This is a genomic window from Haloarcula marismortui ATCC 43049 (assembly GCF_000011085.1).
Taxonomy (GTDB): domain Archaea; phylum Halobacteriota; class Halobacteria; order Halobacteriales; family Haloarculaceae; genus Haloarcula; species Haloarcula marismortui.
Map to the genome: position 1 here is coordinate 198868 of NC_006396.1, position 19454 is coordinate 218321.

Sequence of the window (19454 nt, forward strand, 5' to 3'; positions counted from 1 at the left end):
TCCGCCCGTCGCAAAAAGCCACCTGCCAAGTGAGCGGGTGGACTCGCTCCCACGGCGTCAGGCTTAGACGTGTGGCTCCGGCAGGAGGTCGTCGAACGCCTGCGCGTCCAGCCACTCACAGAGCCTGACAAGCTGTTCGGTCGCGGCCTCGAACATCTCCGCGCCCTTCTCGGCCGTCGCGTCCGTCTGGTCGCCCAGAACGCCGTTGTCGGTGTTATCGGCGGCGTCGTAGAAGGTCCGTGAGCCGTATTTGTTTGTCTCTGCCGCCTCGACGCTCGGAATCCCGCCGTCCCGTGCGTCTTCGAGGCGGTCGTCGTGAACCAGTTCGGAGCGCAGGTGTTGAATCATGGCCGTCTCTTTCGGCCCGCCGTGTGGTCCGTTCTGCTCGAACAGGTCGTCCACGAGGTCCGGGATGCTCTCGTCCCACATCCACTCGATAGCGTACAGCACTTCATCGTCCCGGAGCCGGCGGCCGACCTCCCGGAGGTGCTCGATATTCCCACCGTGGGCGTTCACGTAGATGACCCGGTCGATGCCGTGGTACGCCAGATTCCGAGTGAACGATTCGACGTAGTCACGAAACACCGGCGCGTCGACCCACATCGTCCCGTTGAACTGCCTGTGATGGGGACTCACGCCGACGTTGATCGTCGGGGTGCAGAGGTAGCCAGTCCTGTCGGCGGCTTCCCGGGCGAAGGCTTCCCCGATGAGGTGGTCGGTCGCCAGCGGGAGGTGCGGCCCGTGTTGTTCGGTCGATCCGAGCGGGACGAGCGCGAGCGACTCCGTCTCGAAATAGTCGTCGAGGTCCGGCCAGGTCTCGTCAGCGAGATACATATCACGTGCTGGAACGGGCGAGTCTTCAATCTGTGCCTCGTGACGACCGTTACGCTGGGAGTAGGCGAGGGAGGACGTGCTCAGTCGAATAGCTCGTAGACGCGAGCCTCGTACGGCGCGAGCGTCACCGTTCCCGGGTCCGTGTCGTCACAGTCGTAGTTGCCCTCGAGCAGCGTCGCATCGGCGTACTCGACCGGGAGGTCGAGGGTCTCCGTTGCGTCGTCGAAATGCAAGACGACGAGGATTCGCTCGGTTCCCGAGTCCGCCGACAACGACCGTGTGAAGGCGAAGACAGTTTCGTGGTCGGGGAGCAGGTCGGTGTAGTCCCCGTACACCAGCACGTCCCTGTCGGCGCGCAACTGGATGAGCCGCTGGTAGTAGCTGTAGACGGAATCCACATCGGCTTGCTGGTCGGCAGCGTTGATCTCTCTGTAGTTCGGATTGACCTGAATCCAGGGGTCGCCGTCGGTGAACCCGGCGTTTTTCGAGTCGTCCCATTGCATTGGCGTTCGAGCGTTGTCGCGGGTCCGGTAGCCGACGATATCTTTCACGTCATCGTACTCCTCGACCCCGTCTCGGTCGAGTAACTCTCGCGCGTGGTTGATCGCGTCCACGTCGCGGAGGTCGTCCATCGTCTCCCAGTCGGCGTTCGTCATCCCGAGTTCCTGCCCCTGATAGACGTATGGCGTGCCACGGAGCGTGAGGATGAACGTTCCGAGTAGCTTTGCGGATTCCCGGCGATAGTTCTCGGGGTCGCCGTAGCGGGAGACGCTCCGCGGCTGGTCGTGGTTCTCCCAGTACAGCGTGTTCCAGCCGTCCGCCGCCAGCCCGTCCTGCCAGCGGCCGATGATACGCTTCAGTTCCGGCAGGCTCCAGTCACCGACAGACCACCGCTCGCCGTCAGCGTAATCGAGTTTCGTGTGCTGGAAGTGAAACGCCATGTCCAGCGGGCCGTCTGTGTCGGCGTACTCGAGAGCCGATTCGACGGTGAGCTGTGGCATCTCCCCGACGGTCATCACGTCATAGTTCGATAGCACTTCCTCATCTAACGCCGTCAGGTACGACAGCATCTCCGGGCCGTCGATGAAATGCTCGGCGCCAACCCACTCGCTGTCCGGGTCGCCGTCGGGCAGCCCCTCGACTTTCGACAGAAGGTTGATGACATCCATCCGGAAGCCGTCGATGCCCTTCTCCAGCCACCACTCGATGGTGTCGAAGATGTCCGTCCGGACCGAATCGTTGCGCCAGTTCAGGTCCGGCTGTGAGGTGTCGTACAGGTGGAGGAAGTACTCGCTGCGCTCCTCGTCGTACTCCCACGCGGAGCCCCCGAAGAAGGACTCCCAGTTGTTCGGCGGCACGGGGTCGCCGTCTTCATCTGTCCCGCCCTCGCGCCAGATGTAATAGTCCTCATACTCCGGGTCGCGCTGGCGGGATTTCCGAAACCACTCGTGCTGGTCCGACGTGTGATTGACGACGAGGTCCATAACGAGCCGCATATCCCGGTTGTGGACCTCTTCAACCAGCGCTTCCCAGTCGGCCATCGTCCCGAACTCGTCGTAGATGGTCTGATAATCGCTGATGTCGTAGCCGTTGTCCTTCTGGGGAGAGTCATACACCGGGTTGAGCCAGATGACATCGACGCCGAGGTCGGCGACGTAATCCAGGCGCTCAATGATGCCCTGCAAGTCGCCGACGCCATCGCCGTCGCTGTCGTTGAAGCTCCGGGGATAGATCTGGTAGACGACTGCTTCCTTCCACCAGGCGCGCGCTGCGGTCATACACAGGGGTAGCCTGACACGTCGCTTAAATCCACGGGTTCATACAACACCCGTTGTAAACTCTCTAACCATGCCGAGCAACGGCGGTCCCAGTACCGCTACAGTTCCAGCACCGTGTGTCGCGGCAGTTCGAGGTCGTAGCCGACGGCCGAAACCGTCTCAGTCGGCCAGTCGCCGGTCCCGGACAGCAGTTCGATGTCGTCGTCGGAGACGAGATACGTGTCTTCGCTCTTTGTCCCGTCGATGGTCGGGTTCCAGGCGTACCCATGTGGCAACGCGACCTCGCCCTCATGTCCAGGCGTGGCGATCCACTCACGGCCGGCGAAGCCCGTTGCGCCGCCCTGATGATGGTTCTGCCACTCACCCTCCCAGCCGACCGCGGCGTAGGCGTCCTGAATCGCGTCGAACACGTCGCCCGCTGTGCCGCCACCCTGACCGACCACCTGTGTCGCGGCCAGCGCAGTGGTCTCGACGCGGGCGGCCTTGTGGGTTCGCTCCATGAGCCACTCCGGCGGGTCGAACGCGACTGCCCGGGTGGTGCTGACGTGGAGCCCGTCTCGCTGGACGGTCACCGATATGAGCGCGTAGTCGCCGAGTTCAGTGTCAGTCGAGGTGTAATGGCGGTATGATTGCGCCCGCTCGGCGCTGCCAACGAGCACGACGGGCGTGGCGATGCCCCGGCCTTCGAGCTTCTGTCGAAGCACCGCGGTCACATCGAGTTCGGTATGCGAGGGTTCGACTTTCCGCGCGACAGCCTCGACTGCTTCAGCCGTGTCTCGCGCGAGGTCACGGCACTGCTTCATCTGGGTCTCGGTCAGCGGCTGTCGGAGTTGTGTGGCGTCGACTGACTCGAAGCCGGGGACATCGAAATCAGCCGCCGCCGGGGCCGGACTCGCATCAGCAACAGCCTCGGCCAGTGACTCCGCGTGCCAGTCGAACGTCGCAACGGTCACATCGCCGTCGAGTTCCTCGTCACGGAGCCGCGGCGCTTCGATGTTATTGGCGACGACCCGTACGCCGTCGCTGTCGTAGCCCGCGGCGGCGACGCCGATGTCACCCTCCCGGTCGACGACATTGTCGCCTCCCCCTGTGAGCCATGCGAAGGAGTTCGGTCGGGCGAACCAGACGGCTTCGAGTCCCGCTGTCCGGAGATACTGGTCGAGTCGGTCTGTGAGCGTCATGCCCTGACATCCCGCCGGCCCCAGTAAAAACCAGGGACAACACGCGGCGACAGGACCGGCGCCACAGGTCTCCCACAGCGGCAACCACGACACACATCTTGCTCCTATCGTGTTCGACGCCGCTCCTGACTCACTCGGCGATGCCGCTGTCAGGGTCCCGGGACTGGAGCAGCGAGTACATGACGGACTGGAAGGCGTCGCTGTCGACGGATTCTACGACATGGGTGTTCGGGTCCCCGTCGGTCACACCGTTGACGTCGACGCTGGTGTACCCGCGGGTGAGCCCGTCGCGGTCGTCCACCGCGACGTGGTACGTCGACACCGCCTCGCGGAGTTCCGGATACGCCAGCAGCGCGGCGGTGACGCTGTCCGGGAGTGCCGTCCATCCGGGGTCGTCGGGGCCCTCGCTGTTGAACGCCCGGGCCTGCTCGGTTACCGACTCGAAGAACGACGCCAGCTCAGTGTCGAACGCTGATACTGCTCCGAACTCGGATGAGCCAAACACCGCGTCTCGAAGACACACACCCCAGTCGACAAGCGTCACCTCGAAGGCGTTGAACACGCGTTTGGCAGCGTCGGGGTCGACCCACAGATTGAATTCCGCGGCAGGAGTGACGTTCCCCTCACAGTTGACGTTCCCGCCCATCACCCACACCTCATCGACAAGCTCCGGAAGTTCAGGCTCGCGGGCGTACGCCAGCGCCAGATTGGTCAGCGGGCCGATGCAGAGCAGCGTGATTTCGCCAGGGGCCGCCCGACAGCGGTCGACGATCTCATCTGGTCCAAATCCGCTCGCTGATTCGATGTCCGTTTCGGGAAACAGGTCGCCGCCGAGGCCATCCTCACCGTGGATATACGCCGCGTGTTCGAACTCCTTGAGAAGCGGCTGTCTCGCCCCTTCGTAGACGGGCACGTCGAGTGAATCGGCGAGTTCGAGCGTGTAATTCGCGTTCTCGACCTCTCTGTCGAAGGGCACGTTCCCGGCAACGACCGTGATAGCTTCGACGGTAACTCGGTCACTGAGACAGAAAAGGAGAATCGCCTGTGTGTCGTCGCCCGCGGTGTCCGTATCGATGATGACGCGTCGCATACCCGCTCATCGCAGGGCCCATACAAATGTCTCGGGCCGCAACTGTGTGCCACATCGACACTCCGGCACTCGATAGCGACGGATGAACGACCAACCGACGCCGTGAACCGCCGGGATTACACCATTTCGAGGCGGTGTCCGCTGTCGTCACCGAGCGATTCGTACACGATACGCGCGGCAGCAATGTCCTGAATCGCGAGACCGGTCGAGTCGAAGACGCTAATCCCGGACAGGTCGTCACGGCCCGGCGCGTTCCCGACGACGATCTCGCCGAGTTCGGCGTCAATATCCGACTCGTCGATTTCGCCCGTGCTCCAGGGGACGTTTATCTCGCCGGAGTGGGTCGTCTGTTCGAAGTCGTCGATGACGAGGGTCGCCTCGCGGATGACCTCCGTGTGGAGTTCCTGCTTCCCTTCGGCGTCGGCACCCATGGCGTTGACGTGGGTGTGCTCCCCGAGGTCCTCAAGCGTGACGATGGGGTCTTCGACCGGCGTGACCGTCGACAGGACGTCACACTGGGCGGCCTCCGAAATCGTGCCTGCTCGGACGTCGAACTCGTCGCCGAAGGTGTCGATGAACCGCTGGACACGGTCGTCGTCGAGGTCGCTGACGATGACGGACTCTATCGGTCGCACCTGGGAAATGGCCTCCAGTTGCGTGTAGGACTGGACGCCAGCGCCGATGATGCCGAGCGAGGTCGCGTCCTCGACGGCGAGGTGGTCCGTCGCCACGGCGGCGGCCGCACCGGTTCGCTTCATGGTCAGTGTCGTCGCGTCCATCACCGCAAGCGGGAAGCCGCTCTCGGGGTCCGTGTACACGAGCGTCCCCATCACGGTCGGCAGGTCGAACTCGTCGGGGTTGTCTGGGTGCACGTTCACCCACTTGATGCCCGACGCTTCCCAGTCGTCCGTTTCGAGGTAGGCCGGCATCGACCGGAAGTCACCGTTGTGCTGTGGCAGGTCGATGTAGGACTTCGGCGGCATCTGCGCCGTGTCGTTTTCGTATGCGGCGAACGCGGCCTCGATGGCCGGAACGAGGTCCGCCATCTGGACGGTCGCTTCGATGTCCGTGCTGGGGACGATAGTCGTCTGGTTGTCCTGTCGTGCTGTGGAATATAGTGAATTGCTCATAGTGTTGTGAATGTATTATATCGGTTTATTTGACCGCGCGATACTGATTCAGTGGCTGCTCAGCTCTCTGTGGCACTCCTAGAACGACCCTTGAGACAGCGTCTTTCTGTGAGTGACACGGCCGCGGTGCTCGCCGTCGTCGAACGATTCGACCTTCGCGAGCACACGACAGCCAACGATATCTGCCTCGCCGTTCTCGAAGTGAAGGCGAGTCTCGCCGACCTGTGCGACCAACTCGCCGGATTCCTCGTCGAGTTCGGTGACGTACACTTCTATCTCTTCGCCCGCCTCGAACGTCGGCGTGGTCGACCTGAAGGACATCCCGGTGAGGAACTTGCTGAACATACTCATAGACGGGTCACATCCTTGGATTTGCGGTCAGTGGTGTACTCGAGCCCGAAGCCGGTCAGCGCGGAAACGAGGAATACGCCGAACAGGAACCAGCCGTGGAAGACGTACGGCCACACCTGCACGGGGTTGACAATCATCGCACTGGTGAACCACTCGTACTGTCCCGGGAGACCCTGTAGCGTCGCGAAGCCGATGAGGACGCCACCGCCCCACGGGAAGATGTATCCGAGTGCCGAGGTGTTCGCGTCGAGGATGTTCGCCCGGCGGTAGCTGTTGATATTGTACCGCTGGCCGATGCGGGCGATGTACGGCGCAATCGCGATTTCTGCCGCCGTGTTAATCGTGATCATCGAGTTGACGAGGGCGGTGCCGACCACCATCGTCGTCTCGGCCTTTCGGACGCCCGTTGCGACGTTTTCAAGCAGCCATTCCTGTATCGCTTCGAAGCCACCGCCGCGGATCATAATCTCTGACCCGGCGACGATGAGCAACACGAGCACGATTAGCGGGAAGAAGCCGGCTGCACCGTTGTAAATAGAGCCGGTGACGCCGGCGTTCTCTGCCGCAACGACTTCCGCGATTGGTAGTCCGCCGGCCCAGCTCGCGGCTGCTGACGTTTCGGGAACCTTGAACAGCAACACGTCACTCAGCGGTGCGAGACCGAAGACGACGTTGAAGACAACCGCAACGATGAGTCCCCACGAGATCGCTTCGACAATGTGTCGGCCCATGACTGCCGTCACGATGACGACGAGCATGGAAATGAGATGCAGCAGTCCTGCTGGTTCGCTATTCTGAACGAACAGGTCCTGTGCTTGCTGGGAGATGTTCAGCCCGCTCATCGCGTTTCCGGCGAAGACGTACGCCGCAAGCGCCAGTACCGCCGCAACAACGGCGTATTTGAACCGCGAGGCGACGACGCCGCCAATATCAGCGTCTTGGGTCACCGCGCTCACGATCGTCGTATCGCTGACTGGCGCGAGGTTGTCCCCGAAGACGGCCCCGGAGAGAATTGCCCCGAACAGCAACACCGGGTTCGCACCGAGCAGGATGCCAGCCGGGAAGAACAGCGCCGAGAAGGCGACTGCTGCGCCGTAGCCGGTTCCGATACCCGTCGTGAACAACGCTGCGAGGATGAACGTGGCGGCCGGGAACAGCGCGCCCCCGACGTCGGCCGCGTTCGCTGCCCAGACGAGCCCGCCGACGAAGCCGCCTGCCTGGAGCGTGTTCGAGAACATCCCTGCCCAGAGCCACGCGACGACCGCCGTCGCGGCGACTCGCTTCGTCATCCCATCGAAGATGGTGTTCGCGTAGTTCTTCCAGTCCCCTTTGGCGAAGAACATCCCGACGATGAGCGCCACGAGCATTCCCGCGACGAGTCCAGTCGTATCCCCGATACCGAACAGGCCACTCTGGACAATCGCCCACAGGATAAACAACCCTATGGGAATAACACTCATCCACCGTCCGCCGTAGAACTCGATTGCTTCGACATCCGGGCCGGAGATCTCCTCGATCTCTGTCCCATCGCCACTATCCGTGTCTGACATACATTCTGTGCCTCGTCAGATACACACGCAAAAGTTCATGATAATAGCTAACTCACCGGTAACAAATCATCGGAGCCGCCTCTGGTAAAGTCTCATCTCGTCACGAGCGCTGTAAATATATAAAAGTCCACTTCTACTGGATTTTGGGAGACGTATCGACCCTGTATATAGCCCAAATTGAAGGGACGGATGCTAATTTCATGCACATTTCTACAAAATATAACCAATAGTAATCAGACACTCAATAGACATCATATTCTGGAATAATATTCACCGAATCTGTTCCACTATGACCGGACTTTTTTATACCGGTATCAAGTTCACAGTAGTATGGATAGCTCTAGCGGTCGTCGTCTCCAGACGACCGAAACCTCCCTCGCAATCATCGATGCGGTAAACGAGCTGGGGGAGGCTCGAATGAGTGAGCTTGCGGACCGGCTGGACCTCTCGACGAGCACCATTCACGTCCACCTCAAGACACTTCTAGACCAGGAGTATCTGGTCAAACGAGGCGAGCAGTACCGACTCGGCATGAAGCTGTTCCACCTCGGGGAAGGCGCTCGAACCCGGAACGAGTGGTACGAGGTCGCCCGTCGCAAAACACACGAACTCGCCGATAGCTGTGGTGAGGAGGTCACGTTTGCCATCGAAGAGTACGGGCGTGCGATAACGCTGTTCAACGTCGTCGCTAACGTCCCGTCGAAAGGGTTCCAGGTGGGCCGGTACTACTACCTGCACAACTCGGCAGTCGGGAAGGCGATCCTCGCCGCGTTGCCGGAGACCCGAGTCAACGAGATTCTCGACCGGTGGGGACTGCCCGCTGAGACAGAGTACACGGTCACCGACCGAGAGACGCTTCTGGAAGACATCGCCCGCACGGAAGAGCGCGGGTACTCGGTGAACGACCAGGAGGCAGTCGAGGGGCTTCGGTCGGTCGGCGTGCCGGTCACCGCCCCACACGGCGGCGTTCTCGGCGCACTCGACATCTCCGGCCCGCTGTATCGGCTGCCGCCGAACGATGAACTCGCATCGATGCTGCAGGACGTTGTCGATGAACTGGAGTCGGAACTCGGGGTACAGTAGCGCTCAGTCGCGCCTGTCGTCACAAGCGAGGAGCAGCTGTGTGACGCCGATTCTGTGACCACAGACGTGCCAAATCAAAGTACGGCCTGCGCGGCTCTACTGCCATCAGTCTCGGTCAGTGCCGCTGGGACCGAGAAGCGTGGCCTCGACTTTCCGGAGATGTTCGTGAAACGTCGTCTTCGCGATACCGAGTTCGTCGGCTAGCTCACTTCCGCTTACCGCTCTCGGGTAGTCGTAATAGCCGCGTTTGCGGGCTAGTTCGAACACTTCCCGCTGCCTGTCGGAAAGTTGCCGGACAGCCAGTCCGTCCCGCTCCCTGCTACCGGTGGTCGCCGACGTGATCTGTGTGACGGTTATCGTCGCGTCCTTCTGTGCGCACACGGCGTCGAGTTTCTCCTGTATCGTCGCTCGCGATTCGTCGATAGCGACTGTCCAGTACTCGGTTCCGTCGCGGATTCGGATCGGCTCTTGATTCATGAACCCGTGTGAGACCAGCGCGTCGTGGATGCTCTCTTCGGGGCCGTATTCGACGAGGAGCGTCCGCGTCGCTTTGTTTACCGGTGCTGATATCCCGCCGAAACTACGGCGGGTATCCATTTCCGTGACTGCATGAGTGTGGTCCGACGCTCGGGTCGCCGCAACGAGCGCCTCGACCGCGGCTGCCGACTCAGCGTATGCGACGACGTGGGCCTTGACCTTCCCGTCGACTAAGTACGCAGCGTTGACCAGCAGTCTGGCCGCAGTGGCCGCCGTCACTTCCCGCATCCAGCAGTCAGGATGCTCCAGTTCGAGCGTCAACTGGAGGCCGCCGCTGGACCGAGCAGCGGTCATATCGGAGCTGTCAGTGTCCATTCTTTCTGGGTTCTGGGACGTGGTCTCGCTCTCATTACGGGTTGTCGTCCTCCATCGACGGTAACGATGCCACACATGTAAGGCTCTGGTTTGTCAGTCACGCCCGCGGTGTGCATCAGTATGGACTTGCGGCGAAAATACGACGAAGACACGCCCGCCATTGTACTCGCAGAGGGGGAGTTCGGACACCCGGAAGGGAAGACGGCCAACGGTATCGTTATGCACGGAGAGCTGTTCGACGTGCAAGCCGTCGTGGACTCGACGTGTCCAAGCTCCTACGCCGGCGCGGCTCTCGATTGGTCGGCTGCTGACGACGTGCCGGTCGTCGAAACCGTCACCGAAGCGCTGAATCAGGCTCCGGACGCGGCCGTCCTTGTCATCGGTGTCGCGCCCGCTGGCGGTGACCTTCCAGAAGCGTGGGTTGAGGCCATCCAGCGCGCGATGGAGCGCGGCTGTGATGTTGTCTCTGGCCTGCATGTCTTCCTGAGTGAGCGCCCAGTCTGGACCGAGCGCGCCCAGCAACACGGTGTCGACCTCGTTGATGTCCGGAAACCACCGTCCGTATCTGACCTGACCCTTGGTGATGGTCGCGGGGACGAGGCCGACGCAGATGTCGTCCTGACGATGGGGACCGACTGTGCGGTCGGGAAGCGAACGACGACCTTCGAACTGTACCGTGCGGCGACCGAGGCCGGACTTGACGCCGGCTGGGTCGCAACGGGTCAGACCGGCATCCTCGTCGGCGCGGACCGCGGTGTCGTCATCGACCGGGTTCCGGCTGACTTCGTCTCGGGCGTCGTCGAGGACATGGTGCTCGATGTCGCAAGGGACCACGATATCGTGTTCGTCGAAGGACAGGCCGCCCTCACGCACACCGCATACGGTGGCGTGACGCTTGGGTTGCTCCACGGAGCGGCCCCCGATGCAGTCGTGCTAGCCGACGACCCCTCGCGGAAGGCCCGGTCCCACTTCGACGACCTCACCGTGGCCGGCGTCGAGGCCGAACGCCGCGCAATTACCGACCTCACAGAAACGACAGTCGCCGCCCTCTCCACGTGGGGCGACCCGGAGGCGGAAACCGCCAGAACAGGGCTTCCGGCGGCGAACATCTACGATGATGACGGCCCGGAGACACTCCTTGCGGCCGTTCTGGGGGCGCTATGACTCGTATCGAGCGCGTCTCCGCCGAACCGCTTGAGCACGAACTGGATGAGCCGTTCGAAATCTCACTCGGAACCCGAGAGAAAGCACGGAATCTGGTCGTTGCAGTGGAGACTGACTCAGGTATTGTCGGCCACGGGGAAGGGTCCCCGTTACCGCCAGTGACTGGCGAGACGCAGGCAGCTGCCGTGGCGACTGCTCGGTCGGTAACGTCGATGCTTGAGGGGGCTCCACTCGCTGACTACCGCGAACTTGTCGGCGAGGTGCGGGCCGCAATGCCCGGAGCGGTTTCGGCGCTGTTTGCTGTCGAGACGGCACTGCTCGACGCCTACTGCCGCGACCGGGGCATCCCGCTCTCGGAGCTGTTCGGCGGAGCGCCGACCCCAGTTACGACGGATATCACCGTTCCGATAGTCACGCCCGACGCGGCAGCCGAGCGAGCCACGCGCGCCGCAACTGCGGGCTTCGACCACATCAAGGTCAAAACCGGCGGGGCCATCGACGACGACGTTGCCCGAACGGTTGCGGTCGCGGACGCTGCACCCGACGCGACGATTACGGTGGACGCGAATCAGGGCTGGACGCCGAAGGCCACAGAGCAGTTTGTCGACGAGGTGACGGCGGCCGGGGTTGACCTCGCCCTAGTCGAACAGCCGACGCCGAAGGACGATATCCGCGGTCTCTCGAGGACCCGCGACAGACTCTCGGTCCCCGTCGCCGCGGACGAGGCCGTATTCACGCCGGCGGATGCGACCGCTGTGGTTCGTGATGGGGCCGCCGACGTGATCAACGTCAAACTCGGAAAATCAGGGCTCCTCGGGGCAGCTGCGATTGCGGCCATCGCTGAGGCCGCCTCGCTCGATTGTATGCTCGGCTGTATGCTCGAAGGCGCAACCGGGATTGCGACGAGTGCCCACCTTGCCGCTGGGCTCGGTGCCTTCGACTACGTCGACCTCGACGGCCACCTGTTGTTTGAGGAGTGCCCGCCATCGATGTCATCCGGCCCGCGTATCGATATCGACGGGCCGGGACACGGCGTTTCACCGCCGGCGGCTGTGTCAGAGGCGACTGAGAACTGAAGCTGCGTGGCTCGATTTCACACGCAAAATAGCGTCCGAGCGCTTACTCTGCGGACTCTGCTGCCTCTTCGACGTCGGGACTGTCCTCGGACGTATCGCTGCTAGTCGCTCCGTCTATATCTCCGTCGTCGGTTGTCGCACTGTCCACAGTGGCAGAGTTGTCGTCGGCTGTATCGGCCGCCGGCTCGGTATCGTCAGAATCGCTCCGTTCGATGGCTGGCTCCGTAGTGTCAGTGTCAGCTTCGAGCGATTCGGCCATCTCCGCCATTGCTGCAGCGGACTCGTCCGGCCGGTCTAGCACTGTCTCAGTGTGCATCCGCATCTCCTCGCTGGCCCGGATTGTTCCGTCCACCGTCGCGTTCTCGTGGAGTTCGACGGTCGTCCCGGAGATATCGCCCCAGACCTTCGCGCCCGGGCCGACGCGGACGGTGCCGCTGCGGGTCGTTACGTCCCCTTTGATCTCCGTGCCCCGGCCGACCACGATATCGTCTTTCGCGCGCAGGCTCCCGAAGACGACCGTATCACGGCCGACTTCGAGGGACTTCGCGCGGATGTTGCCGTGGAGTCGGCAGTCGTCGCCGACCGTCGCCGGCGTCGAGACGCGCCAGGCGTCGTCCGAGACGCTCGCACCGCGTGGAATCAGAACCGGGTCGTGCTCGTCACTCCCGTCGTCTAACATCTCGTCGATTACCTCTTCGGCCGCGTCTTCCTCGCCGATGCGGAGGAGCTGTGAGAGGTAGACGAACAGGAAGACGATGGTCGGCATCGGGTTGCGGATGACGATCCAGCCGTTCGCCTCGAACCCGTTCTCGATGTCCACGTCGTCGCCGATATCCAGGTCGCCAGCGACACGGAGTTCGCCGCCGATATGTACCCGTTCGCCGATGTAGGCGTCCTCGCCGACGAGCACGTTGTCCGCCACGTCGCACCACATATCGAGCCGACAGTCACCTTCGGCTTCAATGTGGCCGCCAAAGCGGACTCGCTCGTCGGCGATGACTGTCCGCCCGCGCACGCCGAACTCCACGGTCGACTGGCCGCCGACGATGACGTCACCGTCGGTCACCAGGTCGTGTTCCTCGACAGTCGTCCCGTCAGGAATGTCGAGTTCGGACAGCGGGTCGGAGCCGAGAGGCACGGTTTCTATAGCGGTTTCGTTCATATTAAACCCTCATGACGTGCATGACGGGCGTCTGACGCGGGTCAGACGGGAACGGCATCGCCGCGGTTTCGCGCTGGCGGCACAGTCAGTGGCGGGGTATCGAATCTCGACGATAGGGGAACGTGACAGCTGAGCGGCCATAACGAACTAATTCGCTGCTACAGTGACTCCAGTATGTTACTCGAACGCCGCCACCTCTCGCTTGCACTTGTGGTGCTATTGATAGCATCCGCTGGCTGTAGCGGGCTGTTCGGCTCTGAAACGGGCACGGGCACATCTGAGACACCGACCTCGGCTGATGCCAACGGCCCCGCACCCGGTTCGTCCGGCTTCGACGCGGGGGCCATCGAACGTGGACACTTTGAGACGCTGTCGAACTCGTCGTTTACCACCTCGCTGTCGTTCCAGCTTTCGACAGTCCGGGACGGGAAGAACCGGTCGGTGTTCATCAACCGAACCGTCGCTATCGACCGTGAGAGCGACAGGTCGCTGGCGACGGGCGAACTGGTCCAGGCCAGCGGCGACACGCTGGCGACGACGACCTACACGGCTGACGGGACCACCGCCGAGCGTCGAGTCCTCACCCGCGGTGACGACAGGAGGACGGACTACCGCTCGGCATCACCGCCGTACGATGGCCAGGTCCAGCCCGTCAACGAGAGCAGCGTCATCGACCGCTCACTGCTCCAGTCGCTCGGGTCGGACATCAACTGGACCTACGCCGGAACCGAGACGGTTAACGGTGACAGCGTCTCGCGGTTCGAAGCGACCGGGAGCAACGTCACTGGCTTCGCGGCCGACAACGCTGTCTCGACGAACGTCTCGGCCAACGGGACGACGGACACGGCCAGTGCAACGGTTCTCGTTGATGAGGACGGCGTCGTCCGGTCGTTCCAGTACCGGGTGACCACCGAGCGGGACGGCCAGCCGGTGACGGTGACGCTGTCGCTCTCTGTCTCGCAGGTCGACGACACCACCGTTGCGGAACCGGACTGGCTGGCGAACGCGTAGCGCCGGTAACCGACGGCAAAGACTACAGCGACTGCCCGGCGCTGAACTGTCTGGCGACCCACTCTGCACTGTCGAGCGTCTCGACGCTGTGCTGCAGGCGCGAAAGCCGGTCACTGGTTTCAGCTTCGTCCAGTTCCAACGCCCGCTCGATGGCGTCCGCAATCGCCTCGATGTCGTGTGGATTGACCGTCAGCGCACCGTCGAGATGGGTCGCCGCGCCAGCTAGTTCGCTCAACACGAGCGCCCCATCGCCATCGGTACAGGCGACCGGGTACTCGTGGGCGACGAGGTTCATCCCGTCGCGGTGGGGCGTCACGACCGCGACCTCTGCGGCCCGGTACAGCCCGGCGAGCGTCTCGTTGTCGAGGTTGGCCTCGGTGTAGACGATGGGTTGCCAGTCGTCGGTTCCGAACCGGTCGTTGACGCGTTCGATGGCGTCGACGACGTCCGCTCGGTACCGTCGGTAGGCGGCGATTCCCTCCCGTGTTCGGCTCGCCTTCTGCACGTACGTGAAGTCGCCTCGCAGGTCCGGCCGCCGGTCCCAGAGGTGTGCCAACGCCTCAATCCGCTCGGGGATGCCCTTCGAGTAGTCAAGCCGTTCGACGCCGAGCGCGAGACGGATTGACGTGTCCGAGCGGCTGCCGCCCAGTACGGTATCCCGGATACTGGCCACATCAGTGGCCCGCGCTCGGTCCCGAACCCCCCCGACGTCGATACCCAGCGGGTTCGCGACGGCGCGCGTCCTGTCACCGTCGCGAGTAACTGTCCCGCTGTCCGTGTCGACGGTCGCCGCAGGGAACGCGCTGTCGACGCAGTGCAGGAACTGCTCGGCGTACCCTGCCGTGTGAAAACCGATGATGTCACAGGCCAGCAATCCGTCAAGCAGCGCGTCGCTGTGGGGGCAGTGCCGGAACACCGACGGCGCGGGCCAGGGGATATGCCAGAACTGCAACAACGTCGCATCTGGCCGTCGCTCCCGGACCAGTCTGGGCGCGAGCGCTAGGTGGTAGTCTTGGAACCAGACCGGCTGGCCCGCATCGGCGACCGTATCGACGGCCTCAGCAAACTGCTCGTTGACGGCGCGGTACTGCTCCCAGTAGGCCGGCTCTGCCCATATCCGACCCGTATCCTCGTGGCAGAGCGGCCAGAGCACTTGGTTGGCGTAGCCGTAGTAATAGCCCTGCACCGCCGCGTCGGAGAGCGGGACGCGTTTCAGGTCGTACGCGGGGTCAGATGGCGGTACTTCCACGATGCCTTCGTCGGCGACGGCCATGTCGGCGTCGCCGCTACCCCAGGCGACCCAGGTACCGCCCCGTGACTGCATCACCGGGTCGAGTGCGCTTGTCAGGCCACCGGCTGCGGACTGGACCTGTATCTCGCCGTCGTCGTCCTGCTCGTGGCTATACGGTTCGCGGTTCGAGACGACCACGAGCGAGTCCGGAACGGCATCGTTCTGCGCGTTTCCTGACACTCCCGGGCCCATTTGCCGCTGGTAAGGACTGCCCCGTCTTGAGGCTGTCGTGGAGCGCTGGCGTAGCGACATAGCGTAACAAGTCATCGCTGCCTGTGAAGCCCGCCATCTGTGTCTGACGGTAAGAGAAAACTTATACCGGAGGCCTCGAAAGAAAAGGGTGAAAGCCGAAAGGGCACCCGGGTAGGGGTACACGGACGTGCCATTTCGGCTCAACTCGGTTTATCTGGACACGAATTCGGCAGCGAGAGCTACGCTGTGGGGCATTTGTGTGTGGGTGCGATGTGACTGGCTCGGTGAACAAGACAGAAACACGCCCCCCGCGTAGTGCGTGACGAGAAATGGAATTTCGCACCTGGGAACCAGTGTACGAGGCTATCCTCGACGACTTCGGCTACCCTCGTGACGGCGACGAACGCGCCTGTGACCGCTTCGTCGAACTGCTCGGTGACGACAGGACGTACGACCCGGCGAGTCTTGGACTCGACGGCGCAGCGGTCGCCGTCGCCGGGGCCGGCCCGTCGCTCGAATCCGAGGCCGACCGGGCAGCCGACGCCGATGTGGTACTCGCGGCCTCCACGGCCGCCGACCGCCTCCGGGCGGAAGGCGTCGCCATTGACTGCATGGTCACGGATCTGGACAAGAACGCCGACGCCGGGCGGGAACTGACAGCTGCCGGGACACCAGTCGTCGCCCACGCTCACGGTGACAACATCCCCGCACTGGAAACACACATTCCGGCCTACGACAGCGAGTTCGTTGTGCCGACGACACAGGCGGCCCCTGCCTCGCCGGTCCGCAACTACGGCGGCTTCACTGATGGCGACCGTGCTGCGTTCTTCGCGGACCAGTTCGGTGCTGCCTCGCTGGTGTTCCCCGGCTGGGACTTCGAGGACCCGTCTGTGACGGCCGAAAAGCGCCAGAAACTCCGCTGGGCCGAGCGCCTGCTGCGCTGGCTGGAACAGCGCCGCGGCGAGCGATTCGACGTGCTTGACGGCCGACGCGACGATATTGAGCCGGTCGCTACCGACTGAAACCGACTCGCAGACTCAGGGCGCTAACACGTCGATGGTCGTGTCGATAGTGTCTCGTTCTGCAGCGCGGGGGAACGAGATGTTGATTGCGTCCACGCCATCGATGTCCTCGAACTGTGCGATGCGGTCGCGACAGTCCTCGGGCGTGCCGGCAACGGCAATGCTGTCCAGTAGCTCGTCGCTGATGGCATCGACGGCGGCCCCCTTGTTGCCCGACCCCCACTGCTCAGCGATTTCGTAGGCGGTGTCCTCGTATCCCTGCCGGGCCAGCGCGTCGCGGTAGAAGGTCCCCATCCCGCCGATGTAGAAGGCCACGTGCTGACGGGCCAGTTCGCGGGCCTGCTCCCGGTCGTCCATCGCACAGCAGGTCAGCGACAGCGTCACTCGTTGGTCGGCGCGGTCGCGGTCGCCGAGGTCCGCGCCGTGCTCGAAGTCTTCCAGCCGGTCCCGCAAGCCGTCCGCGGTCAGCATGAGTGCGTGCCAGCCGTCGGCGAAGCGACCGGCGAGTTCGACCGACTTCGGGCCGAGACCACCGGCATCTACGGGCGGCGCGGGTTCGGGCGGCTCACAGCGCAGTCGGAACCCGGACAGCGAAAAGATGTCTCCGTCGTAGTCGACCGTTTCCCCGGAGAGCACCTGTTTCATGATGTCGACGGTCTCCCGCGTGTACTTGAGCGGGCTCTCGAACTCACGGCCGTGCCAGCCCTCGATGACGATAGGCCCGGAGGGTCCGACGCCGGCGCGGAAGCGGCCGTCCGAGACTTCCTGTAACGTCGCCGCGGTCTGGCCGAGCAGCGCCGGCGACCGCGAGTACACGTTCAGAATCGAGGAGCCGAGGCCGACCGTCGACGTATGTTCGGCAATACTGGTCAGCGTCGTCACCGCGTCCCGCCCCCACGTTTCTGGGAGCCAGACCCGGTCGTAACCTCGGTCCTCGGCCTGCTGGCTCATCCCGACGAGCGTGTCGACCGACGGCTGGGCTGCGACCGGGAGATACACGTCTCGCGCTGTCATCTGTCGCCCTCCACGCGTTGTGCGGTGACCGGGCAGACTCCTGTTAGCGACTGGAACATATGTATCTGAGACATGGCTCGCAGTGCGGCCGCACGGGAGATAAAGCCACATGAGAGGGGGAGTGTCGCCCGTTGTCCGCGGTTTATTGACAGGGGGGTGACCGGGTTGGCAGCGTTTCGGGAGAGGAGACTGCGGACCTGACGGCAGCCGAAATGTATATTATCTGTTCTCAATTCTCGGCGAGTGAACCCGTGAATCCCTATGCCCTCCTCGGAGCCGCGATTGTGTCCGAACTGCTCGGGACAACGTCGCTGAAACTCTCGGAAGGCTTCTCACGCCCTGTCCCCAGCCTCGGGGTCGTCGTCGGCTACGGCCTGGCGTTCTATCTGGTGTCGCTGACGCTTGAAGACCTCCCCATCGGCGTTGTCTACGGCACCTGGGCCGCGCTGGGAATCGTCGGTGTGGCCGCAATCGGAATTGTCGTGTTCGACGAGCCTATCGACCTCCCCGGTGCTGTCGGCATCCTGCTCATCATCATCGGTGTGTACTGTGTCAACGTCCTCTCGGAGATGTCTGCGCACTGAGCGGGACCCGGTCACGACACGCCCAGCGTCGAGAGCGCGCCCGTGCCTGACGGCTGTGTGCCTGACTCGGCGACCGGCTATATGAGGCACCCGGTTCTACGGGTGCCTATGCCGTTCGACCCGGACCGCGTGACGACGATCACATTCGACTCGTACAGCACCATCGTCGACGTTGAGGCCGCCCAGAAAGCCCTCGCCGACCGGGTAGACGACCCCCAACCGGTATCCCGGCTCTGGCGCTCCCGCTCGCTGGCGTACACGTTCCTCGCGAACCAGATTGACGCTTACAAGCCGTTCTACGAGATGAACCGCGATGCGCTCCAGTACGCAGTAGATGCTCACGGTGTCGACATCACGACCGAAGAGCGCGACGAGATTCTCGCAGTCTATCACGAACTCGACGTGTTCGACGACGTTCGTGACGGCATGAACAAACTCTACGACGCCGGCTACGACCTCTATGTCGTCTCGAACGGCAACCCCGAGATGCTCGACTCCATGGTTGAGTTCGCCGGCATCGGCGGCCTGCTCGAAGACACCGTCAGCGCCGACGAGATCCAGACGTTCAAGCCAGCAGCAGAGCTGTACCGTCACGCAGCGGAGCGAACGGCGACCAACATCGAGGAGATCGCCCACGTCACCGCAGGCTATTTCGACGTGTACGGGGCGATGCACGCCGGGATGCAGGGTGTCTGGGTCAACCGCGACGACGGCCCGTGGGACGCCTTCGCCGGCCAGCCAGACCTCACTATCGGGTCGTTCCACGACCTTCACGACGAACTGACCTGAGGAGTCGAACCGGTATATTGTGGTTCCGGTTGGGCGGGTCTATCGAGGGAGGCAGAACGCCCTGTTCGGAATCACTGTCCGTACCCGGCGTAGAATTGCTAGAAAACCAATGGAGTCGATCGGAGCGGCACTCTCGGCCGAACAACCTTCGAGTGAGAGCGAGGATAGCCGTTCGGTCAGGAGACGTGTTGGAGGTGGCTTGAGGAAACTGTCCCAATCAGAACAGTCGCTCAATCAGGTCCTCATCCGTGTCTCACCGCTCACAGTGGTGGGTGAAGCTATTCGCCGTCAAGCGCATGT

Annotated in this window: 18 protein-coding genes; 7 read left to right on the top strand and 11 right to left on the bottom strand. The window is 63.1% G+C overall.

All coding sequences use genetic code 11. From position 1 onward, the window contains the following. Positions 1–63: 63 nt before the first annotated feature. The 7 genes from RR_RS05020 to RR_RS05050 form a co-directional block, all read right to left on the bottom strand. The gene (locus RR_RS05020; protein ID WP_004962915.1) at positions 64–834 is read right to left on the bottom strand and encodes a creatininase family protein; all 771 of its coding nucleotides are present in this window, start codon (positions 832–834) and stop codon (positions 64–66) included. Between the two features lie 80 nt (positions 835–914). Beyond that, on the bottom strand, positions 915–2612 hold the full coding sequence (locus tag RR_RS05025) for a glycoside hydrolase family 13 protein (RefSeq protein WP_011222899.1): 1698 nt from the start codon (positions 2610–2612) through the stop codon (positions 915–917). A gap of 98 nt (positions 2613–2710) precedes the next feature. Continuing rightward, a complete protein-coding gene (locus RR_RS05030) occupies positions 2711–3793 on the bottom strand; it encodes a M24 family metallopeptidase (protein WP_011222900.1) in 1083 nt (360 codons plus the stop codon). A gap of 130 nt (positions 3794–3923) precedes the next feature. Then, on the bottom strand, positions 3924–4883 hold the full coding sequence (locus RR_RS05035) for a nucleoside hydrolase (RefSeq protein WP_011222901.1): 960 nt from the start codon (positions 4881–4883) through the stop codon (positions 3924–3926). Positions 4884–4999: 116 nt separating this feature from the next. After that, positions 5000–6013 carry an alanine dehydrogenase gene (locus tag RR_RS05040; RefSeq protein WP_011222902.1) on the bottom strand — a complete coding sequence of 338 codons (1014 nt, stop codon included), beginning with the start codon at positions 6011–6013 and terminating at the stop codon, positions 5000–5002. Positions 6014–6091: 78 nt separating this feature from the next. Further along, positions 6092–6364, bottom strand: a complete 273-nt coding sequence (locus RR_RS05045; protein ID WP_004962897.1) for a DUF7513 family protein — start codon at positions 6362–6364, stop codon at positions 6092–6094. Further along, positions 6361–7914: a Na+/H+ antiporter NhaC family protein gene (locus RR_RS05050; protein WP_004962895.1), complete on the bottom strand. Its 1554-nt coding sequence runs from the start codon at positions 7912–7914 to the stop codon at positions 6361–6363. The genes RR_RS05045 and RR_RS05050 overlap by 4 nt, the downstream gene beginning before the upstream one ends. 330 nt (positions 7915–8244) lie before the next feature. Here RR_RS05050 and RR_RS05055 point away from each other — a divergent pair, with 330 nt between their 5' ends. Beyond that, positions 8245–8997: an IclR family transcriptional regulator gene (locus tag RR_RS05055; RefSeq protein ID WP_004962892.1), complete on the top strand. Its 753-nt coding sequence runs from the start codon at positions 8245–8247 to the stop codon at positions 8995–8997. A 105-nt stretch (positions 8998–9102) separates the two neighbouring features. Here RR_RS05055 and RR_RS05060 read toward each other — a convergent pair whose 3' ends face one another. Then, complete coding sequence (locus tag RR_RS05060; protein WP_011222903.1) at positions 9103–9849, bottom strand: helix-turn-helix domain-containing protein; 747 nt, start codon at positions 9847–9849, stop codon at positions 9103–9105. Positions 9850–9969: 120 nt separating this feature from the next. Between RR_RS05060 and RR_RS05065 the strand changes: the two genes are divergently transcribed. After that, a complete protein-coding gene (locus tag RR_RS05065) occupies positions 9970–11013 on the top strand; it encodes a DUF1611 domain-containing protein (protein WP_011222904.1) in 1044 nt (347 codons plus the stop codon). Then, positions 11010–12089: a dipeptide epimerase gene (locus RR_RS05070; protein ID WP_011222905.1), complete on the top strand. Its 1080-nt coding sequence runs from the start codon at positions 11010–11012 to the stop codon at positions 12087–12089. The genes RR_RS05065 and RR_RS05070 overlap by 4 nt, the downstream gene beginning before the upstream one ends. A 43-nt stretch (positions 12090–12132) precedes the next feature. Here RR_RS05070 and RR_RS05075 read toward each other — a convergent pair whose 3' ends face one another. Next, positions 12133–13251 (bottom strand): polymer-forming cytoskeletal protein, encoded by a 1119-nt coding sequence (locus RR_RS05075; protein WP_011222906.1) that lies wholly within the window; start codon positions 13249–13251, stop codon positions 12133–12135. Positions 13252–13425: 174 nt separating this feature from the next. Here RR_RS05075 and RR_RS05080 point away from each other — a divergent pair, with 174 nt between their 5' ends. Next, the gene (locus RR_RS05080) at positions 13426–14262 is read left to right on the top strand and encodes a DUF7537 family lipoprotein (RefSeq protein ID WP_011222907.1); all 837 of its coding nucleotides are present in this window, start codon (positions 13426–13428) and stop codon (positions 14260–14262) included. Between the two features lie 22 nt (positions 14263–14284). Here RR_RS05080 and RR_RS05085 read toward each other — a convergent pair whose 3' ends face one another. Beyond that, entirely contained in the window at positions 14285–15745 is a 1461-nt protein-coding gene (locus RR_RS05085) for an alpha,alpha-trehalose-phosphate synthase (UDP-forming) (RefSeq protein WP_049938724.1), read from the bottom strand. Positions 15746–16074: 329 nt separating this feature from the next. On the opposite strand from RR_RS05085, the gene RR_RS05090 reads away from it, so the two are divergent. Further along, positions 16075–16767 (top strand): 6-hydroxymethylpterin diphosphokinase MptE-like protein, encoded by a 693-nt coding sequence (locus RR_RS05090; protein ID WP_011222909.1) that lies wholly within the window; start codon positions 16075–16077, stop codon positions 16765–16767. Positions 16768–16782: 15 nt separating this feature from the next. Here RR_RS05090 and RR_RS05095 read toward each other — a convergent pair whose 3' ends face one another. After that, positions 16783–17781, bottom strand: coding sequence for a TIGR04024 family LLM class F420-dependent oxidoreductase (locus RR_RS05095; RefSeq protein WP_049938725.1), 999 nt, complete (start codon positions 17779–17781; stop codon positions 16783–16785). A gap of 251 nt (positions 17782–18032) precedes the next feature. Here RR_RS05095 and RR_RS05100 point away from each other — a divergent pair, with 251 nt between their 5' ends. Further along, positions 18033–18365: a DMT family transporter gene (locus RR_RS05100; RefSeq protein ID WP_049919248.1), complete on the top strand. Its 333-nt coding sequence runs from the start codon at positions 18033–18035 to the stop codon at positions 18363–18365. Positions 18366–18473: 108 nt separating this feature from the next. After that, positions 18474–19154 carry a haloacid dehalogenase type II gene (locus RR_RS05105; protein WP_049938727.1) on the top strand — a complete coding sequence of 227 codons (681 nt, stop codon included), beginning with the start codon at positions 18474–18476 and terminating at the stop codon, positions 19152–19154. Positions 19155–19454: the final 300 nt, after the last annotated feature.

Excerpts from the sequence above, each read along its gene's own strand:
- RR_RS05020 (WP_004962915.1), bottom strand. The coding sequence starts at position 834 with ATGTATCTCGCTGACGAGACCTGGCCGGACCTCGACGACTATTTCGAG.
- RR_RS05025 (WP_011222899.1), bottom strand. The coding sequence starts at position 2,612 with ATGACCGCAGCGCGCGCCTGGTGGAAGGAAGCAGTCGTCTACCAGATC.
- RR_RS05030 (WP_011222900.1), bottom strand. The coding sequence starts at position 3,793 with ATGACGCTCACAGACCGACTCGACCAGTATCTCCGGACAGCGGGACTC.
- RR_RS05035 (WP_011222901.1), bottom strand. The coding sequence starts at position 4,883 with ATGCGACGCGTCATCATCGATACGGACACCGCGGGCGACGACACACAG.
- RR_RS05040 (WP_011222902.1), bottom strand. The coding sequence starts at position 6,013 with ATGAGCAATTCACTATATTCCACAGCACGACAGGACAACCAGACGACT.
- RR_RS05045 (WP_004962897.1), bottom strand. The coding sequence starts at position 6,364 with ATGAGTATGTTCAGCAAGTTCCTCACCGGGATGTCCTTCAGGTCGACC.
- RR_RS05050 (WP_004962895.1), bottom strand. The coding sequence starts at position 7,914 with ATGTCAGACACGGATAGTGGCGATGGGACAGAGATCGAGGAGATCTCC.
- RR_RS05055 (WP_004962892.1), top strand. The coding sequence starts at position 8,245 with ATGGATAGCTCTAGCGGTCGTCGTCTCCAGACGACCGAAACCTCCCTC.
- RR_RS05060 (WP_011222903.1), bottom strand. The coding sequence starts at position 9,849 with ATGGACACTGACAGCTCCGATATGACCGCTGCTCGGTCCAGCGGCGGC.
- RR_RS05065 (WP_011222904.1), top strand. The coding sequence starts at position 9,970 with ATGGACTTGCGGCGAAAATACGACGAAGACACGCCCGCCATTGTACTC.
- RR_RS05070 (WP_011222905.1), top strand. The coding sequence starts at position 11,010 with ATGACTCGTATCGAGCGCGTCTCCGCCGAACCGCTTGAGCACGAACTG.
- RR_RS05075 (WP_011222906.1), bottom strand. The coding sequence starts at position 13,251 with ATGAACGAAACCGCTATAGAAACCGTGCCTCTCGGCTCCGACCCGCTG.
- RR_RS05080 (WP_011222907.1), top strand. The coding sequence starts at position 13,426 with ATGTTACTCGAACGCCGCCACCTCTCGCTTGCACTTGTGGTGCTATTG.
- RR_RS05085 (WP_049938724.1), bottom strand. The coding sequence starts at position 15,745 with ATGGGCCCGGGAGTGTCAGGAAACGCGCAGAACGATGCCGTTCCGGAC.
- RR_RS05090 (WP_011222909.1), top strand. The coding sequence starts at position 16,075 with ATGGAATTTCGCACCTGGGAACCAGTGTACGAGGCTATCCTCGACGAC.
- RR_RS05095 (WP_049938725.1), bottom strand. The coding sequence starts at position 17,781 with ATGACAGCGCGAGACGTGTATCTCCCGGTCGCAGCCCAGCCGTCGGTC.
- RR_RS05105 (WP_049938727.1), top strand. The coding sequence starts at position 18,474 with ATGCCGTTCGACCCGGACCGCGTGACGACGATCACATTCGACTCGTAC.